The sequence below is a fragment of the Actinomadura sp. NPDC048394 genome (assembly GCF_040651755.1).
In the GTDB taxonomy this organism is placed as follows: Bacteria; Actinomycetota; Actinomycetes; order Streptosporangiales; family Streptosporangiaceae; genus Spirillospora; species Spirillospora montaniterrae.
On the sequence record NZ_JBEZJL010000018.1, the window covers coordinates 15,472 to 38,324 of the forward strand.

The 22,853-nt window shown below is 74.5% G+C and carries 23 protein-coding genes and 1 riboswitch; of the genes, 14 read left to right on the top strand and 9 right to left on the bottom strand.

All coding sequences use genetic code 11. From position 1 onward, the window contains the following. The first annotated feature begins 4 nt into the window (after window positions 1–4). From AB0C78_RS14820 to AB0C78_RS14835, 4 genes are all read left to right on the top strand, one after another. Window positions 5–355 (top strand): arsenate reductase family protein, encoded by a 351-nt coding sequence (locus AB0C78_RS14820; protein WP_360747106.1) that lies wholly within the window; start codon window positions 5–7, stop codon window positions 353–355. Window positions 356–427: 72 nt separating this feature from the next. Then, the gene (locus AB0C78_RS14825) at window positions 428–1,372 is read left to right on the top strand and encodes a hypothetical protein (protein WP_360747109.1); all 945 of its coding nucleotides are present in this window, start codon (window positions 428–430) and stop codon (window positions 1,370–1,372) included. 12 nt (window positions 1,373–1,384) lie between these two features. Next, window positions 1,385–1,717 carry a hypothetical protein gene (locus AB0C78_RS14830; protein WP_151545406.1) on the top strand — a complete coding sequence of 111 codons (333 nt, stop codon included), beginning with the start codon at window positions 1,385–1,387 and terminating at the stop codon, window positions 1,715–1,717. A gap of 10 nt (window positions 1,718–1,727) precedes the next feature. Beyond that, complete coding sequence (locus AB0C78_RS14835) at window positions 1,728–2,330, top strand: GNAT family N-acetyltransferase (RefSeq protein ID WP_360747112.1); 603 nt, start codon at window positions 1,728–1,730, stop codon at window positions 2,328–2,330. On the opposite strand, the gene metF is transcribed toward AB0C78_RS14835, so the two are convergent. Then, window positions 2,267–3,202, bottom strand: a complete 936-nt coding sequence (gene metF, locus AB0C78_RS14840) for a methylenetetrahydrofolate reductase [NAD(P)H] (protein WP_360747115.1) — start codon at window positions 3,200–3,202, stop codon at window positions 2,267–2,269. The two genes, AB0C78_RS14835 and metF, sit on opposite strands and share 64 nt — an antisense overlap. 191 nt (window positions 3,203–3,393) lie before the next feature. Between metF and AB0C78_RS14845 the strand changes: the two genes are divergently transcribed. The 4 genes from AB0C78_RS14845 to AB0C78_RS14860 all read left to right on the top strand — a co-directional run bounded on the left by AB0C78_RS14845 (window position 3,394) and on the right by AB0C78_RS14860 (window position 8,515). Beyond that, window positions 3,394–4,503, top strand: coding sequence for a polyprenyl synthetase family protein (locus tag AB0C78_RS14845; protein WP_360747118.1), 1,110 nt, complete (start codon window positions 3,394–3,396; stop codon window positions 4,501–4,503). A gap of 75 nt (window positions 4,504–4,578) precedes the next feature. Then, window positions 4,579–5,136, top strand: coding sequence for a carboxymuconolactone decarboxylase family protein (locus AB0C78_RS14850; RefSeq protein ID WP_360747121.1), 558 nt, complete (start codon window positions 4,579–4,581; stop codon window positions 5,134–5,136). Further along, complete coding sequence (locus AB0C78_RS14855) at window positions 5,136–7,304, top strand: glycoside hydrolase family 3 C-terminal domain-containing protein (protein WP_360747124.1); 2,169 nt, start codon at window positions 5,136–5,138, stop codon at window positions 7,302–7,304. Before AB0C78_RS14850 ends, AB0C78_RS14855 begins: the two co-directional genes overlap by 1 nt. Window positions 7,305–7,390: 86 nt before the next feature. Beyond that, complete coding sequence (locus AB0C78_RS14860) at window positions 7,391–8,515, top strand: serine/threonine-protein kinase (RefSeq protein WP_360747127.1); 1,125 nt, start codon at window positions 7,391–7,393, stop codon at window positions 8,513–8,515. 36 nt (window positions 8,516–8,551) lie between these two features. On the opposite strand, the gene AB0C78_RS14865 is transcribed toward AB0C78_RS14860, so the two are convergent. From AB0C78_RS14865 to AB0C78_RS14880, 4 genes are all read right to left on the bottom strand, one after another. Next, entirely contained in the window at window positions 8,552–8,713 is a 162-nt protein-coding gene (locus AB0C78_RS14865; protein ID WP_192809213.1) for a hypothetical protein, read from the bottom strand. Window positions 8,714–8,782: 69 nt separating this feature from the next. Then, complete coding sequence (thiE, locus tag AB0C78_RS14870) at window positions 8,783–9,454, bottom strand: thiamine phosphate synthase (RefSeq protein ID WP_360747130.1); 672 nt, start codon at window positions 9,452–9,454, stop codon at window positions 8,783–8,785. 115 nt (window positions 9,455–9,569) lie between these two features. Beyond that, window positions 9,570–9,953: an Rv2175c family DNA-binding protein gene (locus tag AB0C78_RS14875; RefSeq protein WP_360747133.1), complete on the bottom strand. Its 384-nt coding sequence runs from the start codon at window positions 9,951–9,953 to the stop codon at window positions 9,570–9,572. A gap of 69 nt (window positions 9,954–10,022) precedes the next feature. Next, complete coding sequence (locus AB0C78_RS14880) at window positions 10,023–11,246, bottom strand: FAD-dependent oxidoreductase (protein ID WP_360747136.1); 1,224 nt, start codon at window positions 11,244–11,246, stop codon at window positions 10,023–10,025. 94 nt (window positions 11,247–11,340) lie between these two features. Next, window positions 11,341–11,454, top strand: a riboswitch (TPP riboswitch). Between AB0C78_RS14880 and thiO the strand changes: the two genes are divergently transcribed. The 6 genes from thiO to AB0C78_RS14910 all read left to right on the top strand — a co-directional run bounded on the left by thiO (window position 11,445) and on the right by AB0C78_RS14910 (window position 17,625). After that, window positions 11,445–12,569: a glycine oxidase ThiO gene (gene thiO / locus AB0C78_RS14885; RefSeq protein WP_360747139.1), complete on the top strand. Its 1,125-nt coding sequence runs from the start codon at window positions 11,445–11,447 to the stop codon at window positions 12,567–12,569. (Overlaps the previous riboswitch by 10 nt.) 43 nt (window positions 12,570–12,612) lie before the next feature. After that, window positions 12,613–12,813, top strand: coding sequence for a sulfur carrier protein ThiS (gene thiS, locus AB0C78_RS14890; protein WP_151545422.1), 201 nt, complete (start codon window positions 12,613–12,615; stop codon window positions 12,811–12,813). Further along, entirely contained in the window at window positions 12,810–13,604 is a 795-nt protein-coding gene (locus tag AB0C78_RS14895; protein ID WP_360747410.1) for a thiazole synthase, read from the top strand. Before thiS ends, AB0C78_RS14895 begins: the two co-directional genes overlap by 4 nt. Before the next feature lie 159 nt (window positions 13,605–13,763). Then, window positions 13,764–14,750: a DMT family transporter gene (locus AB0C78_RS14900; RefSeq protein ID WP_360747142.1), complete on the top strand. Its 987-nt coding sequence runs from the start codon at window positions 13,764–13,766 to the stop codon at window positions 14,748–14,750. A gap of 36 nt (window positions 14,751–14,786) precedes the next feature. Then, window positions 14,787–16,730: a Stk1 family PASTA domain-containing Ser/Thr kinase gene (gene pknB / locus AB0C78_RS14905; RefSeq protein ID WP_360747145.1), complete on the top strand. Its 1,944-nt coding sequence runs from the start codon at window positions 14,787–14,789 to the stop codon at window positions 16,728–16,730. Window positions 16,731–16,773: 43 nt separating this feature from the next. Continuing rightward, window positions 16,774–17,625: a deoxyribonuclease IV gene (locus AB0C78_RS14910; RefSeq protein ID WP_360747148.1), complete on the top strand. Its 852-nt coding sequence runs from the start codon at window positions 16,774–16,776 to the stop codon at window positions 17,623–17,625. A 674-nt stretch (window positions 17,626–18,299) separates the two neighbouring features. On the opposite strand, the gene AB0C78_RS14915 is transcribed toward AB0C78_RS14910, so the two are convergent. The 4 genes from AB0C78_RS14915 to AB0C78_RS14930 form a co-directional block, all read right to left on the bottom strand. Then, entirely contained in the window at window positions 18,300–20,018 is a 1,719-nt protein-coding gene (locus AB0C78_RS14915) for a cation acetate symporter (RefSeq protein WP_360747151.1), read from the bottom strand. Then, the gene (locus tag AB0C78_RS14920) at window positions 20,015–20,428 is read right to left on the bottom strand and encodes a hypothetical protein (protein ID WP_360747154.1); all 414 of its coding nucleotides are present in this window, start codon (window positions 20,426–20,428) and stop codon (window positions 20,015–20,017) included. Before AB0C78_RS14920 ends, AB0C78_RS14915 begins: the two co-directional genes overlap by 4 nt. After that, window positions 20,421–21,212, bottom strand: a complete 792-nt coding sequence (locus AB0C78_RS14925) for a LytTR family DNA-binding domain-containing protein (protein ID WP_360747157.1) — start codon at window positions 21,210–21,212, stop codon at window positions 20,421–20,423. The genes AB0C78_RS14920 and AB0C78_RS14925 overlap by 8 nt, the downstream gene beginning before the upstream one ends. Before the next feature lie 76 nt (window positions 21,213–21,288). Then, window positions 21,289–22,710 (bottom strand): histidine kinase, encoded by a 1,422-nt coding sequence (locus AB0C78_RS14930; RefSeq protein ID WP_360747160.1) that lies wholly within the window; start codon window positions 22,708–22,710, stop codon window positions 21,289–21,291. Between the last annotated feature and the right edge of the window lie 143 nt (window positions 22,711–22,853).

Genomic DNA, 22,853 nt, shown 5'->3' on the forward strand with positions numbered 1-22,853 from the left:
GAGCATGGAGATCTGGCACAACCCGCGCTGCTCGAAGAGCCGGGCCGCCAAGGCCGCGCTGGACGAGGCGGGCGTGGAGTACACCGAGCGGCGCTACCTGGACGAGCCGCCCACGGCGGAGGAGCTGGACGCGGTGCTCGCGCGCATCGGCGCCGAGCCGTGGGACGTGGCGCGGCTCGGCGAGCCGGTCGCCAGGGAGCTGGGGCTGAAGGACCTGGAGCACGACCGCGCCCGGTGGATCGAGATCATGGTGGCGAACCCGGTGCTGATCCAGCGGCCGATCGTGCTCAACGGCGCGGACGCCGTGGTCGCCCGCGACCCCGAGTCGGTCCGGAAGGCCCTCGACAGCCGCTGATGCGGGTGTGATTCTGGGGATCGGAACGCTGCGGCGTTCCACGCCGACGATGAGTGACGTCCGGGAGGGGCGATGACCGCTCAGATGCGCACCGGCCCGGCGGCGCGCGACCCGGAGTTCCGGGGCATCGACCCGCCCGCGCTCGACCAGGTGATCAAGCAGCTGCGCGACGCGCAGGCCGCGATCGCGGGCTGGCTGAACGGGCACCGCCCGCCGGCGGGCGTCCCGGCGGCCGGCTACCGGGACGCCGACCAGGTGGCGCACTGGGTGTCCGGCCAGCTCGGGATGCTGGCGCGGCGGTACAACTTCGCGATCACCCATCCGGACCCCGGCGGCGGGGTGGACGCCCCGCCCGCGCCGAAGCCCGCGCCGGCGCCGAAGCGGACCGGCGGGGCCCCGGGCGGGACGCCCCGCCCGGTGCGCCCGCCGAGCCGGACGTCCCCCGTGCGCACGGTCGCGCCGACGCCGCGCGGCGCCGGCGACCTCGGCGGCTACCCGGACCGTCCGGCGGCGCAGAAGGCGGCCAGGGCGGACGCGCTGGCCGTCGCCGCCGCCGTCCAGGGCGGCAAGCCCGTCCCGGACGCGGTGTGGAAGCGGCTGAAGGCCGACGCCGGGGATCCCGACTACACCGAGACGCTGTACGCGCGGCTCGGGCCGGCGGGCGCGGCGGACCTGGTCAGGGCGGCGCACGGCGACGCGGCGCGGCTGAAGGCCGTCCGGGAGTCGCTCGGCACGTCCAGCCACCACCTGACGATGGACGTGAAGTGGCTGCGCGCGTACCTGGCCGAGGCCGACCGGGCCGGGGTGCGTCCGGCGGCGGTGCAGGTCGTCACCGAGGCGAACATGAGCGCCAGGACGCGCGAGGCCCTGGTCAAGCTGCATCTGGACGCGCGCATGCACGCCGAGGGCGCCCCTACCGGCGCCTCGCCGCAGCCGCAGAGCACAGCGCACCCGCAGAGCACACCGGACCCGAAGAGCACACCGCAGCCGAAGAGCACACCGAGCAACGTCGCCTGATGTGAGGTCGCCATGGCCGCTCCGCCGCCTCCCGGGAGCCTGCCTCCGCCGTACACCGCCGCGTCGGCCGCCGAGCTGTCGCCGGCGGAGCAGCCGAACCCGGAGTACGAGCGGCTGTACCACGCGTACGCCGACGCGTACGGGAGCATCGACCAGGTCCGGCGGGCCCTGGACGCGCCCGTGCGGACGCTCGGCTCGACCGACGCGTGGCTGGGCCCGGAGGCGCGCGAGTGGGGCGGGCGGCTCGACGCGCAGCGCGGGACGCTGCGGAAGGCGGCCGACCGGATCCTCTGGGACATCTACGACCGTCTGTCGTCCACGCAGCGGACCACCCCGCGGGTCTAGTCTCTGTCGGGTGAGGGACCCGAAGCTGCGCGAGATCGACGAACGCGCCTTCCTACGCCGGCTCCACCCCATGCTGGAGGTGTACCGGGCCGCGATGGAGCCGCCGGACGAGCAGCTCCCGGGCCGGCACACGATCATGGAGCGGCACGCGGCCTACCCGTCGTTCCGCGCGTTCGTCGCGGAGCGGCGCGGCGCCCTGCCGGGCCTGCCGGGCCCGGTCCACGGGTTCGCGTACGGGTTCCGGGGGGCGCGCGGGCAGTGGTGGCACGACGTGGTGTACCAGGCGCTCATCGACCTCGGCGGCGAGGCGCACGCGGCGGCGTGGATGGACGACTCGTTCGAGGTGGCGGAGCTGCACGTGCACCCGCAGGCGCAGGGCCGGGGCCTCGGCCGCGCGCTGCTGACCGCGCTGTGCGAGGGCCGCCAGGAGCGGACGGTCGTGCTGTCGACGCTGGACCGGCGGCCCGAGACCCCGGCCCGGCACCTGTACCGGTCGGTCGGCATGGTGGACCTGCTGACCGACTTCGAGTTCCCCGGCGGCGGCCCCCGCTACGCGGTCATGGGCGGGACGCTGCCCCTGGCGCCGTACCCGCCGGACTCCAGCAGCCCGTAGACCTCGCGCGTCGCGGTCGACTGGTTGAAGGTGATGAAGTGGATGCCGGGCGCGCCCTGGTCGAGCAGCTCGCGGCAGAGCTCGGCGGCGTGCTCGATGCCGAGCCGCCGCACCGCGTCGGGGTCGTCGGCGACGGCGTCGAAGCGGGCCCGGACCTCGGGCGGGAACGGCGCGCCGGACAGCTGCTCGGACCGCTCGATGGTGCTGTACTTGGTGACCGGCATGATGCCGGGGATGATCGGCGTCTCGCAGGCCGCGGCGGCGACGCGGTCGCGCAGCCGCAGGTAGTCGTCGGCGCGGAAGAACATCTGGGTGATGGCGTAGTCGGCGCCGGCGCGGCACTTCTCGACGAAGTGGCGGGTGTCGCTCTCGATGTCGGGCGAGCGCGGGTGCTTGTAGGGGAACGCGGCGACGCCGACGCTGAAGTCCCCGTAGGAGCGGATCATGCGGACGAGCTCGGCGGCGTACTCGACGCCCTCGGGGTGCTTGACCCACTCCCCCATCGGGTCGCCGGGCGGGTCGCCGCGCAGCGCGAGCACGTTGCGGACGCCGGCGGCGGCGAACCGGCCGATGAGGTTGCGCAGCTCGGCCTGGGAGTGGTTCACGGCGGTGAAGTGCGCGACCGGGGTGAGGGTGGTGTCGGTGGCGATGCGCTCGACGATGTCGACGGTCGTGTCGCGGGTGCCGCCGCCCGCCCCGTAGGTGACCGACACGAACGTCGGGTGGAGGGGCTCCAGCTCGCGGATCGTACGCCACAGGTTCCGCGCGCCCTTGTCGGTCTTGGGCGGGAAGAACTCGAAGGAGAACGACCGCTCGCCCGAGGCCAGCAGCTCGCGGACGGTGGGGGGCCGGTCGGGACGTACGGGTCGCATCCCCCAAGCCTACAGTGGGGGTCCGGCGCGGATCCCGGCCCGTGCGGGGCCGCGGGCGGCCCCGCACGCGTCCGTTACGGGTGATCCTGCACACGTCTACACCAACGTAATGCCTCTATTTCCTACGATGTACTGACATATCGCTCAATAGCTGGCCGGTGGATTCCGTCCGGCTGGATACGATCACGGGCATGCCAAGCCTGCCCGCGGGAGGACGACCCATCGCATCCCCCGGCTCGCTCCATCCGTCCTGGAGCCGCGTCCGCAAGCAGGTCGACGAGGCGCTGCTGGCCTTCGTCGACCGCCAGCGCCCCGGCCTGCTGGCGATCAGCGACGACCTCGGCCCGCTGCTGTCGGCGCTGGACGCGCTGCTGGCGGGCGGCAAGCGGCTGCGCCCGGCGTTCTGCTACTGGGGCTGGCGCGCGGCCGGCGGCGGCGTCGACGACCCGGCGATCGTGCACGCGGCGGCGTCCCTGGAGCTGCTGCAGGCGAGCGCGCTGATCCACGACGACGTGATGGACTCCAGCGACACCCGGCGCGGGCAGCCGTCGGTGCACCGCAGGTTCGAGGCGCTGCACCGCGCGCAGGGCTGGCCCGGCGCCGCCGTGCCGTTCGGCTCCGGCACCGCGATCCTGCTCGGCGACCTGTGCCTGGCCTGGTCGAGCGAGATGTTCGAGACCTGCGGGCTGGACGAGGAGCGGCGCCGCCGCGGCCGGTCCGTCTACGACCTGATGCGCACCGAGGTCATGTGCGGCCAGTACCTCGACATGCTGGAGGGCACCCGCGGCCGCGCAACGGTGGACACGGCGCTGCGGGTGGTGGAGTTCAAGAGCGCCAAGTACACGGTCGAGCGGCCGCTGCACCTCGGCGCCGCGCTGGCCGGCGCGGACCCGCGGGTGACCGCCGCGCTCACCGGCTACGGCCTGCCGCTCGGCATCGCCTTCCAGCTGCGCGACGACGTGCTCGGCGTGTTCGGCGACCCGGCCGAGACGGGCAAGCCCGCGGGCGACGACCTGCGCGAGGGCAAGCGGACGGTGCTGGTCGCGCTCGCCCTGGAGCGCGCCTCGCGGGCGCAGGCGGCCGCACTGGAGCGCCGGCTCGGCGACCCGGAGCTGGACCGTCCCGGCGTGGACGAGGCGCGCACGATCATCGAGGAGACCGGCGGGCTGGCGGCCTGCGAGGCGATGATCGACGGCTACCTGGACGAGGTGGGCCGGGCGCTGGCCGCCGCGCCGGTCGCCGAGGAGGCGCGCGACGCGCTCGCCGAGCTGGCGATCGCCGCCACCGCGCGCCGCACCTGAGCCGAATGCAACGAATTGGCAAAGTGAGGCTGGTGGGGTAGCACCATCCCACCATTTGGTGGCAGAAATGTCGCCATGTGCGCAGACATCCCCGGGAACCGCGTGCCGCGCGTCGCCCCGCTGCCCGAGGCGGAGTGGGACGACACGCTGCGGGCCGCGACCGCGTCGATCGGGCCGCTGAACGTCCTCACCACGCTCGGCCGCCACCCGAAGCTGTTCCGCAGCTGGATCGGGCTCGGCACGGCGCTGCTGATGAAGGGCCTGCTGGGCGACCGCGACCGGGAGCTCGCCATCATGCGGACCGCGTACCTGCGGGACTGCGCGTACGAGTGGGGGCACCACCGCCGGCTCGCGCTCGCCGCGGGCCTCACCGAGACCGAGGTCGCGGCGCTCCGGCTGCCGCTCGACGACCACGGCTGGGCCGACGACGACCTGATGGTGCTGACGGCGGCGGACGAGCTGAACGAGCGGAGCACCCTCACCGACGCGACGTGGACGGCGCTGTCGGCCCGGTTCGGGGAGCAGGAGCTGATCGAGCTGGTGATGCTCGTCGGACACTACCACATGGTCGCCTTCGCGCTGAACGCGCTGCGTGTCCAAGACGAGGACGTCCAGGACGGGGAGGCGCACTGATGCACCGCGCCGGACGGAGGACGGGACGGTGGACGCCGGCGGCGGGGGCGCTGGCGTCCGTGCTCGCGCTCGCGGCGCCGCTCTCCGCGGCGGCCCCGGCGGGCGCCGCGCAGACCCGGTGCGGCGACCCGGCCCAGCGGCCCTGGTGCGACACCGCCCTCGGCCCCGACAAGCGGACCGCGCTGCTGATGGCGAAGATGACCGACGACGAGAAGATCGCGATGCTCGCGTCGGACGACCCGCTCGGCGGCCCGCTCGGCGGGTTCATCGACACCGCGCACGCCGACACCAACGCCGGCATCCCCCGGCTCGGCATCCCGCCCGTCTACATGGCCGACGGCCCGGCGGGCGTCCGGCAGGGCAAGGCGACCCGGCTGCCCGCGCCGATCTCGCTGGCCGCCGGGTTCGACCCCGCGGCCGCACGGCTGTACGGCGGGACGGTCGGGTGGGAGGCCAAGCACCGCGGCAACGACCTGATCTTCGGTCCGACCGTCGACGTGCTGCGCGCGCCGCGCAACGGCCGCTCGTTCGAGGGCTTCGGCGAGGACCCGTACCTGTCGTCCGGGCTCGGGGCCGCGTGGATCCGCGGCGCGCAGGCGCAGGGCGTGATGGCGTCGGTCAAGCACATGGCCGTCTACACGCAGGAGAGCGACCGGCTGTCGCTGGACATGAAGGTCGACCCGCGGACGCTGCGGGAGATCTACCTGCCGCCGTTCGAGGCGGCGGTGAAGCAGGGCGGCGCCGCGACCGTCATGTGCGGGTTCGGGAAGCTGAACGGGCGGTGGGCCTGCCAGGACGGCGGCGTCCTCGACGGGATCCTCCGGTCGGAGTGGGGTTTCAAGGGGTTCGTGCCGTCCGACCACACCGCCGTGCAGGACACCGTCGCCGCCGCCAACGGCGGGCTCGACATGGAGCTGCCGATCGGCATGAAGTACAACGCGTTCCTGCTCAAGATGGCGGTCGCGCAGAAGCAGGTCACGCAGGCGGCGATCGACGGGCACGTCCGCAACGTGCTGCGGACGATGTTCGCGTTCGGGGTGTTCGACCGGCAGGCGTACCCGAACGACCTCGCCGCGATCGACCGGACGGCGAGCGAGACGGCCGCGCGGAGCATCGCGGAAGGCGGGATCACGCTGCTGCGCAACGCGGGCGGGATCCTGCCGCTGAAGTCACCGTCCTCGATCGCGCTGATCGGGAGGGCCGCGAAGGAGAGCCAGAGCGGGACGGGATCGGCGAACGTCGTGCCGTTCACGTCCGTCAGCGCGCAGGACGGCATCGCGCGCCGCGCCGGCTCCGGCACGAAGATCAGCTACAACGACGGCGACGACGCGGGCGCAGCCGCCGACGCCGCGCGCAAGGCCGACGTCGCGATCGTCTTCGCGACCGACAGCGAGGGCGAGTTCTTCGACCGCTCGTGCCTGACGCTCAAGTGCGGCGACCCGCTGCGCGGCGACCAGGACGCGCTGATCGGCGCCATCGCCAAGGCCAACCCCAACACGATCGTCGTGCTGGAGACCGGCGGCCCGGTGCTCACCCCCTGGCGGAACCAGGTGAAGGGCATCGTCGAGGCCTGGTACCCGGGCCAGGAGGGCGGGAACGCGCTGGCCCGCGTCCTGTACGGGGACGTGGACCCGGGCGGGCGGCTGCCCGTCACCTTCCCGGCCGCCGAGGGGGACGCGCCCCTCGCCGGGAACCCGTCGCAGTTCCCCGGCGTGAACACGACCGTCACGTTCTCCGAGGGTGTCATGGTCGGCTACCGGCACTACGACGCCAAGGGCCTCACGCCCGCGTTCCCGTTCGGGCACGGGCTGTCGTACACGACATTCCGCTACAGCGGGCTGACCGCGTCGTCCACGTCGGTGCAGGTCACGGTGACCAACACCGGTACCCGCGCGGGGACCGCCGTCCCGCAGCTGTACCTCGGGCTGCCCTCCGCGGGCGTGGACGTCCCGCAGCCGCCCCGGCAGCTCAAGGGCTACACCAAGGTCGCCCTGGCCCCCGGTCAGAGCAAGCGCGTCACGTTCCCGCTGACCTCGCGGTCCCTGGCGTACTGGAACCAGGGCGCCAAGGCCTGGAAGGTGGCGGGCGGCTGCTACAAGGCGATGGTCGGCGGCTCCGAGCGCGACATCGAGCAGACCGGGAGCTTCGGGACCTGCGCCGCGAAGTGAAGATCGGGGTTCCGCTGCCCCGGCCCGCGGTGACAGGGTACAAATGAGGAATTCTTCGTCCGTCCCCGCCGAGTCGGAGTCCCCCCTTGCCGCACGACACCTCCCGCGGGAGGACGACCCCCCACACCGCGCGTCCCGCCCAGCCACGCACCGGCCAGCAGGCCCGTTCCGGGCAGGGACGCGCGGGGCAGCCCCACGGCCGCCCGCCGGGGCCGCGCCCCGGCACGTCCGCGCAGGCGGCGGGCACGGGCGGGAAGCGTCCCGGCCCCCGCCAGGGCCGCGGCCGGCGGCACGAGCGGCCGCTGCGCTCCGGCGACCCCCGCAGCATCGGCGGCTACCGGCTGCTCGGGCGGCTCGGCGAGGGCGGCCAGGGCGTGGTCTACCTCGGCCGCGACGATGACGACCGGCTGGTCACGGTCAAGGTGCTGCGCGGCGGCCTCGACGCCGGGCAGCGCGCGCGCAGCCGGTTCGTCAAGGAGGCGGAGGCCGCGCGGAAGGTCGCCGGGCGGCACACCGCGCGGGTGCTGGACGCCGACGTCACCGGCGACCGCCCCTACATCGTCAGCGAGTTCGTCGAGGGGCCGACGCTGCAGCGGGTCGTCGACGAGGACGGGCCGCTCCCCGCGCCGCAGCTGCGCAAGGCGGCGCTGCGCACCGCCGGCGCGCTCGCCGCGATCCACCGCGCCGGGATCGTGCACCGCGACTTCAAGCCCGCGAACGTGGTCCTCGGCCCGGACGGCGCCAAGGTGATCGACTTCGGCATCGCGCGGGCCGCCGACGCGCTGGCCCGCACCGAGCCGCTCACCACGAGCCCGGTCGGCACGCCCGGCTACATGGCGCCCGAGCAGATCGAGGACGAGCCGGTCGGGCCGCCCGCCGACGTGTTCGCCTGGGGCGCCGCGATGGTGTTCGCCGCGACCGGACGGCCGCCGTTCGGCAGCGGTCCGGGCGCCGCGGTGATGCGGCGGGTGACGTCCCGGCCGCCGGACCTCGGCGACATGGACGGGCCGCTGCGCGACCTCGCCGCCCGCTGCCTGGACAAGAACCCGGCGGCGCGGCCCACCGCGCCGCAGCTCGTCCGCGCGCTGCGCGAGGGGCAGGGGCCCGCGCCGAAGCCGCGGCCGACCCGCATCCCGCGCTACCGCTGGCGGATGATGCTGGCGCTCGCCGCGGTGATCATCGCCGGGTTCGTGCTCGGCATCCTGTTCTAGCGGCGCGCGTCCCTCCGGCGCCGGCTGGGCGCGTGCTCACCAGTGGGGCGGGCGCTCGTCGAGCAGCCGCGCGTCGTCATCGCCGCCGCCGCGCCACTCGCCCCAGCCGGTGTCGGTGTCGTCGGAGGTCTGGTCCGGCAGGATCTCCAGGTCGTCGCCCAGGTCGACCGGCCGGTCGTCGTCGGGTCCCACGCTCATGATCCCCATTGTCGGCCATCGGCGGGACCGCCCGCACCGTGATCCCCGTCGCCCCCGGTCAGGCCACGGTCAGGCCGCGGCGAGGCGGCGGGCGAACTCGGCCGCGGCGGCGCCCGGGTCGGCGGCCTCGGTGATCGCCCGGACGACCACGACGCGCTCGGCGCCCGCGTCCAGCACCTCGCCGAGGTTGCCGAGGTCGACGCCGCCGATCGCGAACCACGGGCGGGACTGGCGCTGCGCCGCCACGTACTCCAGCAGCTTCGGGCCGGGCGCGGGACGTCCCGGCTTGGTCGGCGTGGGCCACACCGGGCCCGCGCAGAAGTAGTCCACGCCCGGCTCGGCGGACGCCGCGGACGCCTGCTCGTCGGAGTGCGTGGACCGGCCGATCAGCACGTCCCCGCCGACGATCTCGCGGGCGGCGGGCACCGGCAGGTCGTCCTGCCCGAGGTGCAGCACGTCGGCGCCGACCGCGCGGGCGACGTCGGCGCGGTCGTTGACCGCCAGCAGCGCGCCGTGCCGCTCGCACGCCGCCCGGAACACCTCCAGGTAGGCCATCTCCTGCCGGGCCTCCAGGCCCTTCTGGCGCAGCTGGACGATGTCGACGCCGTTGCCGAGCGCCGCGTCCAGGAACGCGGGAAGGTCCCCCTGCCGCTCCCTCGCGTCCGTGCAGAGGTAGAGGCGGGCGCGGCTGAGCCGGGCGCGCAGCGCCACGGCCCGTTCGGTCGGGATGTGCCTGGACACGGTGGGGGCGGTTTCCTTTCGCGGTGCTTGCGTCGAGCGGCCTGCCCGGCGGGCATGCGGCGCGGGGCCACGCGCGGCGGCGTGACCCCGCGGCCGGTCGCTCGGTCGGTTCGGGTCAGAATGCCAGGGCCTGGGCGCGTCGCCGCACCTCGGTCCCCCGGTTCTCGCTGAGCGCCTGGACGGGCGTGCCGGGCAGCGTGTCGTCGGCGGTGAACAGCCAGCGGAGGGTCTCGACCTCGTCGAAGCCGGCGTCCGACAGCAGCGTCAGCGTGCCGGACAGGCCCTTGATGACCTGGCCGTCGCGGATGAACGCCGCCGGCACCATCGGCTCGCCGTCGCGGCGGACCGACAGCAGCTTCCGCTCGCTGATGAGCTGCTTGATCCGGCTGGTCTTGATGCCGAGCCGCTCCGCCGCCTCCCGGAGGGAGAGCCAGTCGCCGGCGAGGGCGTCGGTGCGGGGGTCCAGTGCGCTGTCAACGGTTGCGTGCGTCTGGGTCACGCCCCCTTGCTACCACGCCTTCGGAAGCCTCAAACCCGCCCGGCCGCCGTTACCGCCGGTGAGGTTCCGCTACCCGCGAACGGCCTGGCGGACGGCCACGTCCGGGTCCGCGATCGCCTCCGGGTCGACCGGCGTCCCGGCCGCGATCACCCGCCTCGCCTGCACCAGGTCCCGGGGCCGGTCCACGGTCAGGATCGCGTCGAGCCGGTCGCCGGTCAGCCAGGCGATCGCCCACTTGCGGCCGGACGGGTCGCCGCGGTGGACGAGCCGCTCGGACCGCGCGTGGTTCCCGGCGTACTGCACCATCCGGCCGAACTGCTCGGACCAGAAGTAGGGGGCGGCGTCGTAGACCGCGTCCTGGCCGAGCAGGGCGGCCGCGGCGGTGTCGGGGGCGTTGAGGGCGGTGTCCCAGTGCTCGACGAGGAGGCGGCGCCCGTACCGGTCCGACCACCAGGCGGCGCAGTCGCCGACCGCGACGACGTCGGGGCGGACGGTGCCGGCCTCGTCGTCCATGACGGTCCGGAACGAGGCGTCGGTGACGACGCCGCGCTCCAGCAGCAGGCCGGAGCCGTCGAGCCAGCCGAGGGCGGGCCGCACGCCGATGCCGACGACGACCTCGTCGGCGTCGATCCGCTCGCCGCCGCCAGGGCCGGCGAGGGCGAGGCCGCCGTGCTCGACCGCGGCGACCTTGACGCCGGTGCGCAGCTCGACGCCCGCCTCGGCGTACCAGGGGATGGTGAGGGCGCCGATCTCCTGGCCGAGGGCGACGGCGAGGGGGGTGTCGGCGGCCTCGACGACGGTGACGGCGCAGCCCTTCTTCGCGGCGGTGGTGGCGACCTCGGCGCCGATCCAGCCCGCGCCGACGATCACGATGCGGGCGCCCTCGGTGAGGCGTCCGCGCAGGTCGCGGGAGTCGTCGATGGTGCGCAGGACGTGCTGGCGGCCGTCGCCCGGCAGCGTGACGGGCTCGGCGCCGGTGGCGATGACCAGGCCGTCGAAGGGCAGGTCGCCGGCGGTGGAGGCGACCGTGCCGCCGCGTCCGGGGCCGTCGAGGCGCAGGCCGGTGGCGCGCTCGCCGAGCAGCAGCTCGCAGCGGAGCGCGTCCCAGTCGGCGTCGACGGTGGTGTCGTCGGAGTCGCCCGCCAGCACCGCCTTCGACAGCGGCGGCCGGTCGTAGGGCATGTGCCGCTCCGCCGAGACGAGGGTCAGCGCGCCCTCGTACCCCTTGCTCCTGAGTGCCTCGGCGGCCCGCACGCCCGCCAGCCCGCCGCCCACGACGATGACCCTGTTCATGGGCGCCCACCCTAACCGGGCGCCCTTGCGCGGTTTTGGACGGGTGTCCAGACAGGTGCATCCGGGCCGTTGGCCGTATGGTGGGGGACATAACAAGACATAGCGCGGGAGTCCGGTGCGACCGGGCTGAGAGGGCGGCTGACCGGGCCGCCGACCGCCACGACCTGATCCGGATCATGCCGGCGAAGGGAGCGCGCAGTGCGGATCGTGATCATCGGGGCCGGGGTCATCGGCCTGGCCACCGCCTGGCGGGCCGCGCAGGGCGGCGCCGCCGTCACCCTCGTCGACCCGGCGCCCGCGAGCGGCGCGTCGTCGGTCGCCGCGGGGATGCTCACCCCCGTCAGCGAGCTGAGCTACGGCGAGGAGCCGCTGCTGCGGCTCGGCCTCGCCTCCCGTGACCGCTACGGCGCGTTCGCCGCCGAGCTGGCCGAGGCCACCGGGCTCGACACCGGCTACCGCGACGACGGGACGCTCCAGGTCGCGTTCGACGCCGACGACCTGAAGCTCCTGGACGACCTCCGCGCCTTCCAGGAGAGCCTCGGCATCCCCGTCGAGGCGCTCACCGGCCGCGAGTGCCGCAAGGCCGAGCCGATGCTGGCGCCCGGCGTGCGCGGCGGCCTGCTCGCCCCCGCGGACGGCTCGGTCGACCCGCGCCGCCTCGCCCCGGCGCTGCTGGCGGCGGGCGAGCGGCTCGGCGTCCGGCTGGTGCGGCGGCGCGCGGAGGGCGTGCTGGTCGAGCACGACGCCGCCGCCGGGGTCCGGCTGGACGACGGCACCGAGATCCGCGCGGACCGGGTGCTGCTGGCCGCCGGGCCGTGGTCGGGCGACCTCGGCGGCCTGCCCGCCGGGACCGTTCCACCCGTCCGCCCCGTCAAGGGCCAGGTGATCCGGCTCCGCACGCCGGTGCCGTTCCTGCGGCGCACCACCCGCGGCCTCGTGAAGGGCTCGTCGATCTACCTGGTGCCGCGCGCGGACGGCGAGATCGTCATCGGCGCCACGCAGGAGGAGCTGGGCTTCGACACGCGGGTCACCGCGGGCGGCCTGTGGGAGCTGCTGCGGGACGCCCGCGAGCTGCTCCCGGGCATCACCGAGCTGGAGTTCGCCGAGGTCACCGCGGGCCTGCGACCCGGCTCCCCGGACAACGCCCCGCTGATGGGGCCGACCGCGCTGCCCGGCTTCTACCTCGGCACCGGCCATTTCCGCAACGGGATCCTGCTCGCGCCGGTCAGCGCCGACGCCCTCGCCGCGATGCTGCTGGACGGCCCCGTGCCCGAGGTGGCCGCCCCGTTCTCCCCCGCCCGCTTCTCCCCTGAACCGCAGTGATGAAGGCCGCAGTGAAGGCCGCAGTGATGAAGGTCGTGCAGGTATGAAGATCATCGTGAACGGAGAGCCGCGCGAGCTGCCCGACGGGGCGTCCGTGGCGCAGGCGGTCGCCGCCGTGACCACCGCCGCGTCCGGCGTGGCCGCCGCGCTGAACGACGAGGTCGTCCGGCGCTCGGCGTGGGAGGCGACGGAGCTGCGCGAGGCGGACCGCCTCGAGGTGCTGACCGCGGTCCAGGGAGGCTGACCGTGACGGACGAGACGGCGAACGGCGACGGCCTGGTCATCGCCGGCGAGGAGATCGGCTCCCGGCTGATCATGGGCACCGGCGGGGCGCCCAGCATGCACGTGCTGCGCGAGGCGCTGACCGCGTCCGGGACGGCGCTGACCACGGTCGCGATGCGGCGGGTCGACCCGTCGGCGCGCGGCTCGGTGCTGGACGTCCTGACCGAGTGCGGCATCCGGGTGCTGCCGAACACCGCGGGCTGCTTCACCGCGGGCGAGGCCGTGCTGACGGCGAAGATGGCGCGCGAGGCGCTCGGCACGAACTGGGTCAAGCTCGAGGTGATCGCGGACGAGCGGACGCTGCTGCCCGACCCGATCGAGCTGGTCGAGGCCGCCGAGCAGCTCGTCGACGACGGCTTCGTCGTCCTGCCGTACACCAACGACGACCCCGTCCTCGCGCACCGGCTGGAGCAGCTCGGCTGCGCGGCGGTGATGCCGCTCGGGTCGCCGATCGGGTCGGGGCTCGGCATCCGCAACCCGCACAACATCGAGCTGATCGTCGAGCGGGCCGAGGTCCCGGTGATCCTGGACGCGGGGCTCGGCACCGCGTCCGACGCCGCGCTGGCGATGGAGCTCGGCTGCGACGCGGTGCTGCTGGCGACCGCCGTCACCCGCGCGCAGTCGCCCGCCCGGATGGCCGCGGCGATGCGGCACGCCGTCGAGGCGGGGCGGCTCGCCCGGCTGGCCGGCCGGATCCCGAAGCGCCGCTACGCCCAGGCGTCCTCGCCGTTCGAGGGCCTCGCGTCGTCCTGACCGGTCAGTGAAGCAGAGCTAAAGCTTCGACTGAAGAAATATTCGCTGGACCTGAACGGTGGACGTCCCCAGACTGAGGGCGTCCACCGGAAGGCCCGCCCGCAACCGCGCCGCACCCTTCGGTGTTCATGGAAACGTCCCGAACCTAAGGTGCGTCACATGCAACAGGGCAGTGCCCCGCGAACGGGCGTCGACCGGCTCGCCGTCGCGGCAGCGGCCGTCACGGTCGTGCTGTGGGCCTCGGCGTTCGTCTCGATCCGCAGCGCCGGCGCGGAGTACGGCCCCGGCGCCCTCGCGCTCGGCCGGCTCCTCTCCGGGACCGTCGTGCTCGCCGTCCTGTGCCTCGTCCGCCGCGAGGGCCTGCCGCCGAAGGGCGCCTGGCCCGGCATCGTGGCGGCGGGCGTGCTGTGGTTCGGCGCCTACATGGTCGCGCTGAACTGGGGCGAGCGCCTCGTGGACGCCGGGACCGCGTCCCTCGTCGTCAACATCGGCCCGATCCTCATCGCGCTGCTCGGCGGCTGGCTGCTCAAGGAGGGCTTCGCGCCGCGCCTGCTGGCCGGCATGGCCGTGTCGTTCGCGGGCGCCGCGATCGTCGGGCTGTCGATGTCCGGAGGCGGGGGCTCGTCGATCGGCGGCGTCCTGCTCTGTCTCGTCGCGGCGGTGACGTACGCGTTCGGCGTCGTCAGCCAGAAGCCCGCGCTCCGGCACGCGACGCCGCTGCAGTTCACCACCTGGGCCTGCGCGATCGGCGCGGTCGCCTGCCTGCCGTTCGCGCCGCAGCTGGTCTCGCAGGCCGCCGACGCCCCCGCCGGCGCGACCCTCAACATGGTCTATCTCGGCGTCTTCCCGACCGCGCTCGCCTTCACCACCTGGGGCTACGCGCTGGCCCGCACGTCCGCCGGGAAGATGGGCGCCACCACCTACGCCGTGCCCGCGCTCGTCGTCACGATGTCGTGGCTGTTCCTCGACGAGGTCCCCGGCCTGATCACGCTCGGCGGCGGCGTCCTCTGCCTCGCCGGCGTCGCCGTGTCCCGCAGCACCCGCGGCCTGCGCCGCGCCCGCCCGGCCTCCCCCGTGGCCGCCGCCGCGGACCCGCCCGCGCCCGCGTCCGACCCGCGGCTCATCGATGCTCATACTCACGACTGATGAGAACATCCGTCATTCGCCCGTAAACTCGCACCGATGGACACGTCGGTTGCAGATCCACTCGTCGGGCAGGTGCTCGACGGGCGCTACCGCATTGAGTCCCGGATCGCGCGCGGCGGCATGGCCACCGTGTACGTGGCCCGCGACATCCGGCTGGACCGCACGATCGCGATCAAGGTGATGCACGCCGGCCTCGCCTCCGACGAGGACTTCGTCGCCCGCTTCATCGGCGAGGCCAAGGCCGCCGCGGCGCTCTCCCACCCGAACGTCGTCGCCGTGTACGACCAGCGCTCCGACGGCGAGCACGTCTTCCTGGTGATGGAGTACGTCCCGGGCCGGACGCTCCGCGACGCGCTCACCGAGCTCGGCCGCCTCGGCCCGCGCTCCGCCCTGGAGATCATGCAGCCGGTGCTGGCCGCGCTCGGCGCCGCGCACCGGGCCGGCCTCGTGCACCGCGACGTCAAGCCGGAGAACGTGCTGATCTGCGAGGACGGCACCATCAAGGTCGCCGACTTCGGCCTCGCCCGCGCGGAGAGCGCGAGCAAGATGACCAAGACCGGCATGATCATCGGCACGGTCGGCTACCTGGCGCCCGAGCAGGTGCTGCAGGGCACCGCCGACGTCCGCTCCGACGTCTACGCCGCCGGGATCATGCTGTTCGAGCTGCTCACCGGCCACCTCCCGCACCAGGCCGACACGCCCCTCGCCGTCGCCTACAAGCACGTCAACGAGGTCGTCCCGCCGCCGTCCAGCGTCGTGCCCGGCATCCCGCGGCGCGTCGACGAGCTGGTCACCGACGCCACCAGCCACGACCCGGCGCGCCGCCCCGAGGACGCCAACCAGTACCTGGCCGAGGTCGCCGAGGTCTTCGGCGGCCTGCCGCGCGACTTCGACCGCCGCATGGAGGAGGCGTCCCGCAACGCCACCAGCATGCTGCAGTCCCCGCCCGCCGGGCCGCCGCAGGGGCACACCGCCGTCCTCGACGCGAGCACCCTGCCGCCCGAGACCCTCCCGTCCGGGTACGCCCCGCGGTCCCGCACCGACCGGGCGCTCGGCGCGCTCACCGGCAAGTACGTGCTGATCGCCATCGGCGCCATCGCCGCCGTGGTGCTCGGCTGGGCGGTCTGGTACCAGACGTCCGGCCAGTACGACCACATCCCGTCCCAGATCATCGGGATGAAGGTCGCGGACGCCCAGCGCGAGCTCGACCACGCCGGCCTCGACGTCCGCGTCGCCACCGCCGTCTACGACGACCACGTCCACAAGGGCATGGTCGCCAAGAGCGACCCGCCCGCCGGCGCCCGCATCGCCAAGGGCGAGACCGTCACGCTGACCCCGTCCAAGGGCATCACCCCCCGCGAGGTCCCGGACGTGTCCGGCAAGTCCCTCGACGACGCGAAGCGGACCCTGCAGGGCAAGGGCTTCACCATCGGCAAGACCAGCACGACCCCGTCGCAGACGGTCCCCAAGGACAAGGTCGTCGGCACCGACCCCGACGCGGGCGAGAAGCTGTCCCCCGACAAGCCCGTCGACGTCATCCTCAGCAGCGGCATGTCCATGCCGAACGTCGTCGGCACCGACGGCGACGCCGCCGCCAACCAGCTGCGCTCCATGGGCCTGAACGTCACCGTGCAGAAGAAGAAGGTCGACGGCAAGCCCGCGAACACCGTCATCAGCCAGGACCCGGCGGAGGGCACCGGCGTGTCCGACGGCGACGACGTCACCATCGTCGTCAACAAGCGCGACTGCATCGTGGACGCCGGCCCGATCCACTTCGGCTGCAACGACGGCGAGCCCCAGCAGAACATCCCCGTCCCCAACGTCACCGGCCAGAAGGTCAGCGACGCCAAGAAGGCCCTCGAGGACTCCGGCTTCAACGTCAACGTCACCGGGTTCGGCGGGAACACCGTCCGGTTCCAGAGCCCGAACAGCGGCGAGGCCCCGCGCGGCTCCACCGTCACCCTGGTGAAGGGCCCCTGACCGGGACCGGACGGTCGGACCCGGCGGCTAGGCTGAACGGGCTATGACCGCACCGCAGAGCCCCATCGGGGCGCACGTTCCCGTGGCCGGCGGGCTCGCCACCGGCGGCCTGAAGTACGCCGCCGAGATCGGCGCCGAGGCGATCCAGGTCTTCGTCGCCAACCCGCGCGGCTGGGCGCTGCCCGAGGGCAAACCCGCAGAGGACGCCAAGCTCCTCGCCCGCACCGACGTGCCCGTCTACGTGCACGCCCCGTACCTGGTCAACTTCGGCTCGCCCAGCGAGGAGACCCTCGCCAAGTCGATCGCGACCGTCCGGCACTCCCTCGTCCGCGGCCGCGCCATCGGCGCCCGCGGCGTGGTCGTCCACACCGGCTCCGCCGTCAGCCAGAGCTACGACGCGGCGATGGCCCAGATCCACGACCACGTCCTCCCCCTGCTGGAGGAGATCCCCGACGACGGCCCCGACCTGCTCCTGGAGCCGATGGCCGGGCAGGGCAAGATGCTGTGCGCCAAGGTCCAGGACCTCGGCCCGTTCTTCGAGCGCCTGGAGCACCATCCGAAGCTCGGCGTGTGCTTCGACACCTGCCACGCGTTCGCCGCGGGCCACGACCTCGCCGCGCCCGGCGGCGTCAAGAACGCCATGGACGCCCTGGTCGCCACGGTCGGCGAGGGCCGCCTCAAGCTCGTCCACGCGAACGACTCCAAGGACGTCTGCGGCTCCGCCAAGGACCGCCACGAGAACATCGGCGCGGGCCAGATTGGTGAGCAGCCCTTCGCCGACCTCTTCCGCCACCCCGCCGTCGCCGGCGTCCCCTTCATCATCGAGACCCCCGGCCGCGCCCCCGAACCCCACGCCAAGGACATCACCACCCTCAAGACCCTGAGGGCCGACTAGAAGAGCCCGAGCCGGGGCACCAGCCACAACGGACCGCAAGATGATCGTCCGTAAGCCGAGTCGGCGACGACCCGCGCGTTGCGATCGCGTGCGAAGCCAGATTCGAGCGAAGCAAGAATCTGATCGCGCAGCGAGGCCCCCAGGGCCGAGTCGGAGCGATGCTGCGATCGCCGCTTTGCCCGCCGAAGGGAGGCCCCCCAGGGCCGACCGCCAAGGGCAAAGCAATAAATAGGACTCGGGCGTCGCCGAACAACCCCCCGACTGTTCGACGACGCCCGAGCCACAGGTCGTCGGGTCCCACCCCCCCGGTACGGGACCCGGCGACTCACGATCCGGCGTTCGACTGGCGTTCGCCGGATCTCCGGGTTTGCTGTTGTGGGAGGTTTCGCGGTGGTGGACGGGGTGCCCGTCCGGTCCGTCCGCCCGCTCCTCCGAAGCGGTGTGGCGTGTGGTGCCACTGAGAACACTAGAGGTCCGATGCCTCCGATCGGCACTGGGAAAACACAAGGCTCGGTAAACGGTCAGTAGTCATAGATGTGCGGAGTGTAGTCAGACGGTGAGCGGTCGGTTTCGCGGGACGAGCGGGCGAGACGGCGTCCAGGAACGGTCCACACGGCGGTGAGCGGTCGCGTTGGAAATTCACGGAGCGGTGGGGCGTCCGGTTCGCCGGGTTCTCAGGGGGCGGGGGCGGGTTCCGGGAGGTGCAGCCGGGCCATGGCGGCGTCGGCGCGGCGGGGTGCGCGGCGGCGGGTGAGCAGCGACACCGCGATCATGACGGCGAACGCGGTGGGGGCGACGGCGAGGGAGGGCTGGGCGAGCAGCGCCGCGGTCCAGCCGGTGCCGGGGCCGGAGGCGAGGCGGGCGACGCCGGCGGCGACGGCGAGCCCGCCGCCGGTGAGGAGGCCGGTGAGGGCGCCTGCGGCGGTCAGCCCGCGCCACCAGATGCCGAGGACGAGCAGCGGGCACAGGGAGCACGCGGAGACGCACAGCGCCATGACGACGAGGTCGGCGGCGTCGCGGGGGCCGATGGCGGGGAGCACGGCGAGCGGGGCGGCGAGGGCGAGGACGACGCCGATCCGGAACGCGGTGACGCCGTCGCGGTGCCGCATCCGCTGGGTGACGGTGCCGGCGATGGCGACGACGATCCCGCAGGAGGTGGAGATGAACGCGGCGAAGGCGCCGGCGGCGACGACGCCGGCCATCAGCGCGCCGGGCAGGCCGGGGGCGGCTCTGAGCGGGAGCAGCAGGATGGTGGCGTCGATGTCGCCGGTCATCAGCAGCTCGGGGGTGTAGTGGCGGCCGAGCGTGCCGTAGAGGGCCGGGAAGAGGTAGAAGAGGGCGAGCAGGCCGGGGACGAGCGCGGCGGTGCGGCGCGCGGCGCGCCCTGAGGTGCTGGTGTAGAAGCGCATCAGGATGTGGGGCAGGCCCATCGTCCCGAGGAGGACGCCGAGCAGCGTCGAGTAGGTGGTGTAGAGGCCGAGCGGGGTGGGGCGGCCGGGCGGGACGGCCCACATCCCGTCGCCGGAGGCGGTGAGGCGTTCGGCGTGCGGGACGGCGGCGCCGCGCGGGAAGACGAGTTCGGTGCCGCCGCCGACGATGTGCCGGCCGGGGGCGAGGGGCACGGCGGCGCCGTCGTGGCGGACGCCGTCGAGGCGTCCCGTGGCGGTGACGGTCACGGCTTGCCGGACGGTCACGGCGACGCCCGTCTCCACGTGGACGCGGGTGGTGCGCTCGAAGCGCACGGGCCGGTCCTCGGCGGGGGCGTCGGCGCCGCCGGCGTGCCAGATCGCGAGCAGCGCGACGGCGGGGACGGCGACGGCGACGAGCTTGATCCAGAACTGCACGGCCTGGACGGCGGTGATGCCGCGCATGCCGCCGGACGCGACGAGGCCGACCGCGACGACGACGATCACGGCCCAGCCCGTCCAGACGGGGGCGCCGGTGAGCACCCGCAGGGTCACGCCGGCGCCCTGGAACTGGGGCAGCAGGTAGAACCAGCCGACGCAGCAGACGCAGCAGGTGACGGCGCGGCGGACGGCCGGGGAGCCGAGCCGCCACTCGGCGAAGTCGGAGATCGTGTAGGCGCCGGAGCGGCGCAGCGGGGCGGTCACGAACGCCAGCAGCAGGACGTATCCGGCGGTGGCGCCGACCGGCAGCCACAGCGTGCCGGTGCCGTAGGCGAGGACGAGGCCGGCGGTGCCGAGGTAGGCGGCGGCGGAGACGTACTCGCCGCCGATCGCGGTGGCGTTGCGGAGGGGGGTGACGCCCTGGGAGGCGACCAGGAAGTCGGAGGCGGTGCGGGCGGAGCGGCGGCCGCGCACGCCGAGGGCCGCGGTCAGGGCCAGGACCACGGCGAGGGCGGTGAGCGCGTCCGGCGCCGCCGGGGCGGTCACGAACGGCCCGCCGGCCTCGGATGGTCGCGTTCGGCGCGTTCGGCGCGGCGCAGCTGCGCGAGGGCGGCGAGCACCCACAGCGGCTGGGCGCCGAGGACCGGCAGCAGCCACGACGCCGGGAGGCCGAGCGGCCGGACGCCGTGCAGGCCCGGTGCGACTGCGAGGAGCGCGGGGATCGCCGCGATGACGGCCACGACGAGCGCTGCGGTCTGCAGCGCGATCCGTAACTGGACGCGGACGAGCGCGCGCACGTAGGCCCGCCCCGGCGCCTCCCCTCCGCCCTGCGAACGGGGCGGATCGGGATCGGGTGGGTCGGGGTCGGCCGGCTCGCCGGCGGGGGGCTCGGCGGGCATCGCGGGCGGGCCGTCGCCCGGCGGTGCCGGGACCGGTGCGCGGCGCGGGTCAGCCATGGCCGTCACCGTTCCCCGCGCCGTCCGCCGCGTGGTGGAACCGCCGCACCAGCAGGTCGCGGACCTCGCGGGTGTGCCGGCGGCTCACCGGGAGCAACGCGTCGCCGATCTGCACCGCGGCGCGCCCGCCGTCGAAGCGCAGCTCGGTGATGTGCGCGGACGCGACGAGGGTGCTGCGGTGGATGCGGATGAACCCGGCGTCCTCCCACCGCTTCGTCAGCGCCGTCAGCGGCATCCGCACCAGGTAGCCGCCGTCGGCGGTGTGCAGCCGGACGTAGTCGCCCTGCGCCTCCACGTGGGTGATGGTCCGCCGCGACACCAGCCGGGTGCGGCCGCCCAGCTCCACCGGGATCATCTCGTCGTCGGCGGCCGCGTCGGGCACGTCCTCGCCCGGCGGCCCGGTCCGGGACGCGGCCCGCGCGACCCGCCGGACCGCCTCGGCGAGCCGCTCCGGCCGGACGGGTTTCAGCAGGTAGTCGAGCGCGCCGAGCTCGTAGGCGGTGACGGCGCAGTCGTCGTGCGCGGTGACGAACACGACGTGCGGGGGCGCGGCGAAGCCGGTCAGCAGCCGGGTGAAGTCCAGGCCGTCGAGCCCGGGCATCCGGATGTCCAGGAACACCGCGTCCAGGCGCTCGCCCTCGACGAGCATCCGGCTGAGGTCGCGCAGCGCGGACGAGGCGTCCTCCGCGCCGGTGACCCGCCCGATCCTCGGGTCCTCGCGGAGCAGATGGACGAGTTCCTCCAGGGCGGGGCGTTCATCGTCGACGGCCAGGACGTGAAGCATGATGGCGACTTTGCCGCGATTACCGTCTGTCCGCAATCGGTTCCGAAAAGTGAGTGGTCCGCCGGGGCGGGCCCGCTCAGTCCGGAAAGACGCCCGGACGGTACTTCGGAACGCGCAATCTGACCTTGGTTCCGGCGCCGAGCGCTGTCTCGACGGTCAGCCCGTACTCCTCTCCGTAGACCTGCCGCATCCGCTCGTCGACGTTGGCGAGCCCGATCCCGCCGCCGCGCCGGTCGGGGGTGGCGACGCTCCCCCATCCGGTCGGGCCGGGGCGGCCGACCGGGGCGGCGAGGATCTCCTGGAGCCGTTCGGGGTCCATGCCGACGCCGTCGTCCTCGACGCTGATCGCGGCCTCGGCGCCGGAGTCGCGCGCGACGATCGAGATGTGCAGCGGGCCGCGGGTGCCCTTCATGCCGTGCCGGATCGCGTTCTCCACCAGCGGCTGCAGGGCGAGGAACGGGACGGCGACCGGCAGCACCTCGGGCGCCACCTGCACGTCGAACCGCAGCCGCTCGCCGAACCTGGCGCGCTCCAGCAGCAGGTAGCGGTCGATGGAGCGCAGCTCGTCGGCGAGGGTGGTGAAGTCGCGGGGGTTGCGGAAGGAGTAGCGGGCGAAGTCGGCGAAGTCGAGCAGCAGGCCGCGGGCGCGCTCGGGGTCGGTGCGGACGAACGAGGCGATCGTGGTCAGCGAGTTGTAGACGAAGTGGGGGGAGATCTGCGCGCGCAGCGCCCGCATCTCGGCCTCGGCGAGCCGGATCCGGGCGGTGTCGAGCCGGGCCAGCTCGAGCTGGCCGGTGACCAGCCGGGCCGCCTCGCCGACGGCGCGGACGCGCGCGGTGGACGGCCCGGTCCAGTAGGCGGCGAGGGTCGCCTCGACGCGTCCCTCGACGGTGAGCGGCGCGACCATGGCGACCCGGATGCGGCAGAGCGCGTCGCGGCAGCCGAGCAGCTCGGGGGCGATCACGCGGGGGCGGCCGGAGGCGAGGACGGGCAGCGCGTGGGCGACGGCTTCGGCGGCGTGCTCGTCGCGTCCGGCGCCGTCCCAGGCCAGCAGGCATGGGGCCAGGTCGCCTTCCGCCCCGGGCCGCGGGTCTCCGTCGCCGTCTCCGTCGTCTCCGGGGCGCAGGCCGGCGGCACGGGGATCATCGGCGGACGCGTCGCCGGCGTACGGCCCGTCGCCGTAGAGGTCGTCGCCGTAGGGGTCGTCGGCATCGGGATCGTCGGCGCCGGACGGGACGCCGACCAGCGCGACGGCCTCGGCGCCGAGCAGCGTCCGCAGGTGCCGGGCGGCCTTGCGGGCCGACCCGGGGGTCAGCCCGCCGCGCAACGGCGGCGCCACCCGGGCGATGGTGTGCAGGGTCGCGAACGCCGCCTGCTCCGCCGGGACGGCGGGGGCGCGGCGCGGGGGCCGCAGCCGCCCGCGCAGTGCGACGGCGCCCGCGGCGGCGCCCGCGGCCAGGGCGCCCGCGAGAATGTCCGCGACGGACGGTAGGACCATGACAACGTACGGTAACGGTTGTCTTCCGTCCAGGTCGGTGTGTTGCCGATTTACGACGGTGTCCGACCCGTCACATCCCCCTGCAGCACGGCGTTTCAGAGGGCGCGCCACCCTCGGAGGGCGGTGCCTCAGAGGGGCGGTGC

What these genes read in the sequence shown, in the direction of transcription:
- AB0C78_RS14930 (WP_360747160.1), bottom strand. Translation starts at nt 22,710, where the DNA reads ATGGTCCTACCGTCCGTCGCGGACATTCTCGCGGGCGCCCTGGCCGCG.
- thiS (WP_151545422.1), top strand. Translation starts at nt 12,613, where the DNA reads ATGAAGATCATCGTGAACGGAGAGCCGCGCGAGCTGCCCGACGGGGCG.
- AB0C78_RS14850 (WP_360747121.1), top strand. Translation starts at nt 4,579, where the DNA reads ATGTGCGCAGACATCCCCGGGAACCGCGTGCCGCGCGTCGCCCCGCTG.
- AB0C78_RS14880 (WP_360747136.1), bottom strand. Translation starts at nt 11,246, where the DNA reads ATGAACAGGGTCATCGTCGTGGGCGGCGGGCTGGCGGGCGTGCGGGCC.
- AB0C78_RS14865 (WP_192809213.1), bottom strand. Translation starts at nt 8,713, where the DNA reads ATGAGCGTGGGACCCGACGACGACCGGCCGGTCGACCTGGGCGACGAC.
- AB0C78_RS14845 (WP_360747118.1), top strand. Translation starts at nt 3,394, where the DNA reads ATGCCAAGCCTGCCCGCGGGAGGACGACCCATCGCATCCCCCGGCTCG.
- AB0C78_RS14855 (WP_360747124.1), top strand. Translation starts at nt 5,136, where the DNA reads ATGCACCGCGCCGGACGGAGGACGGGACGGTGGACGCCGGCGGCGGGG.
- AB0C78_RS14825 (WP_360747109.1), top strand. Translation starts at nt 428, where the DNA reads ATGACCGCTCAGATGCGCACCGGCCCGGCGGCGCGCGACCCGGAGTTC.
- AB0C78_RS14820 (WP_360747106.1), top strand. Translation starts at nt 5, where the DNA reads ATGGAGATCTGGCACAACCCGCGCTGCTCGAAGAGCCGGGCCGCCAAG.
- AB0C78_RS14910 (WP_360747148.1), top strand. Translation starts at nt 16,774, where the DNA reads ATGACCGCACCGCAGAGCCCCATCGGGGCGCACGTTCCCGTGGCCGGC.
- metF (WP_360747115.1), bottom strand. Translation starts at nt 3,202, where the DNA reads ATGCGACCCGTACGTCCCGACCGGCCCCCCACCGTCCGCGAGCTGCTG.
- pknB (WP_360747145.1), top strand. Translation starts at nt 14,787, where the DNA reads ATGGACACGTCGGTTGCAGATCCACTCGTCGGGCAGGTGCTCGACGGG.
- AB0C78_RS14920 (WP_360747154.1), bottom strand. Translation starts at nt 20,428, where the DNA reads ATGGCTGACCCGCGCCGCGCACCGGTCCCGGCACCGCCGGGCGACGGC.
- AB0C78_RS14900 (WP_360747142.1), top strand. Translation starts at nt 13,764, where the DNA reads ATGCAACAGGGCAGTGCCCCGCGAACGGGCGTCGACCGGCTCGCCGTC.
- AB0C78_RS14830 (WP_151545406.1), top strand. Translation starts at nt 1,385, where the DNA reads ATGGCCGCTCCGCCGCCTCCCGGGAGCCTGCCTCCGCCGTACACCGCC.
- AB0C78_RS14925 (WP_360747157.1), bottom strand. Translation starts at nt 21,212, where the DNA reads ATGCTTCACGTCCTGGCCGTCGACGATGAACGCCCCGCCCTGGAGGAA.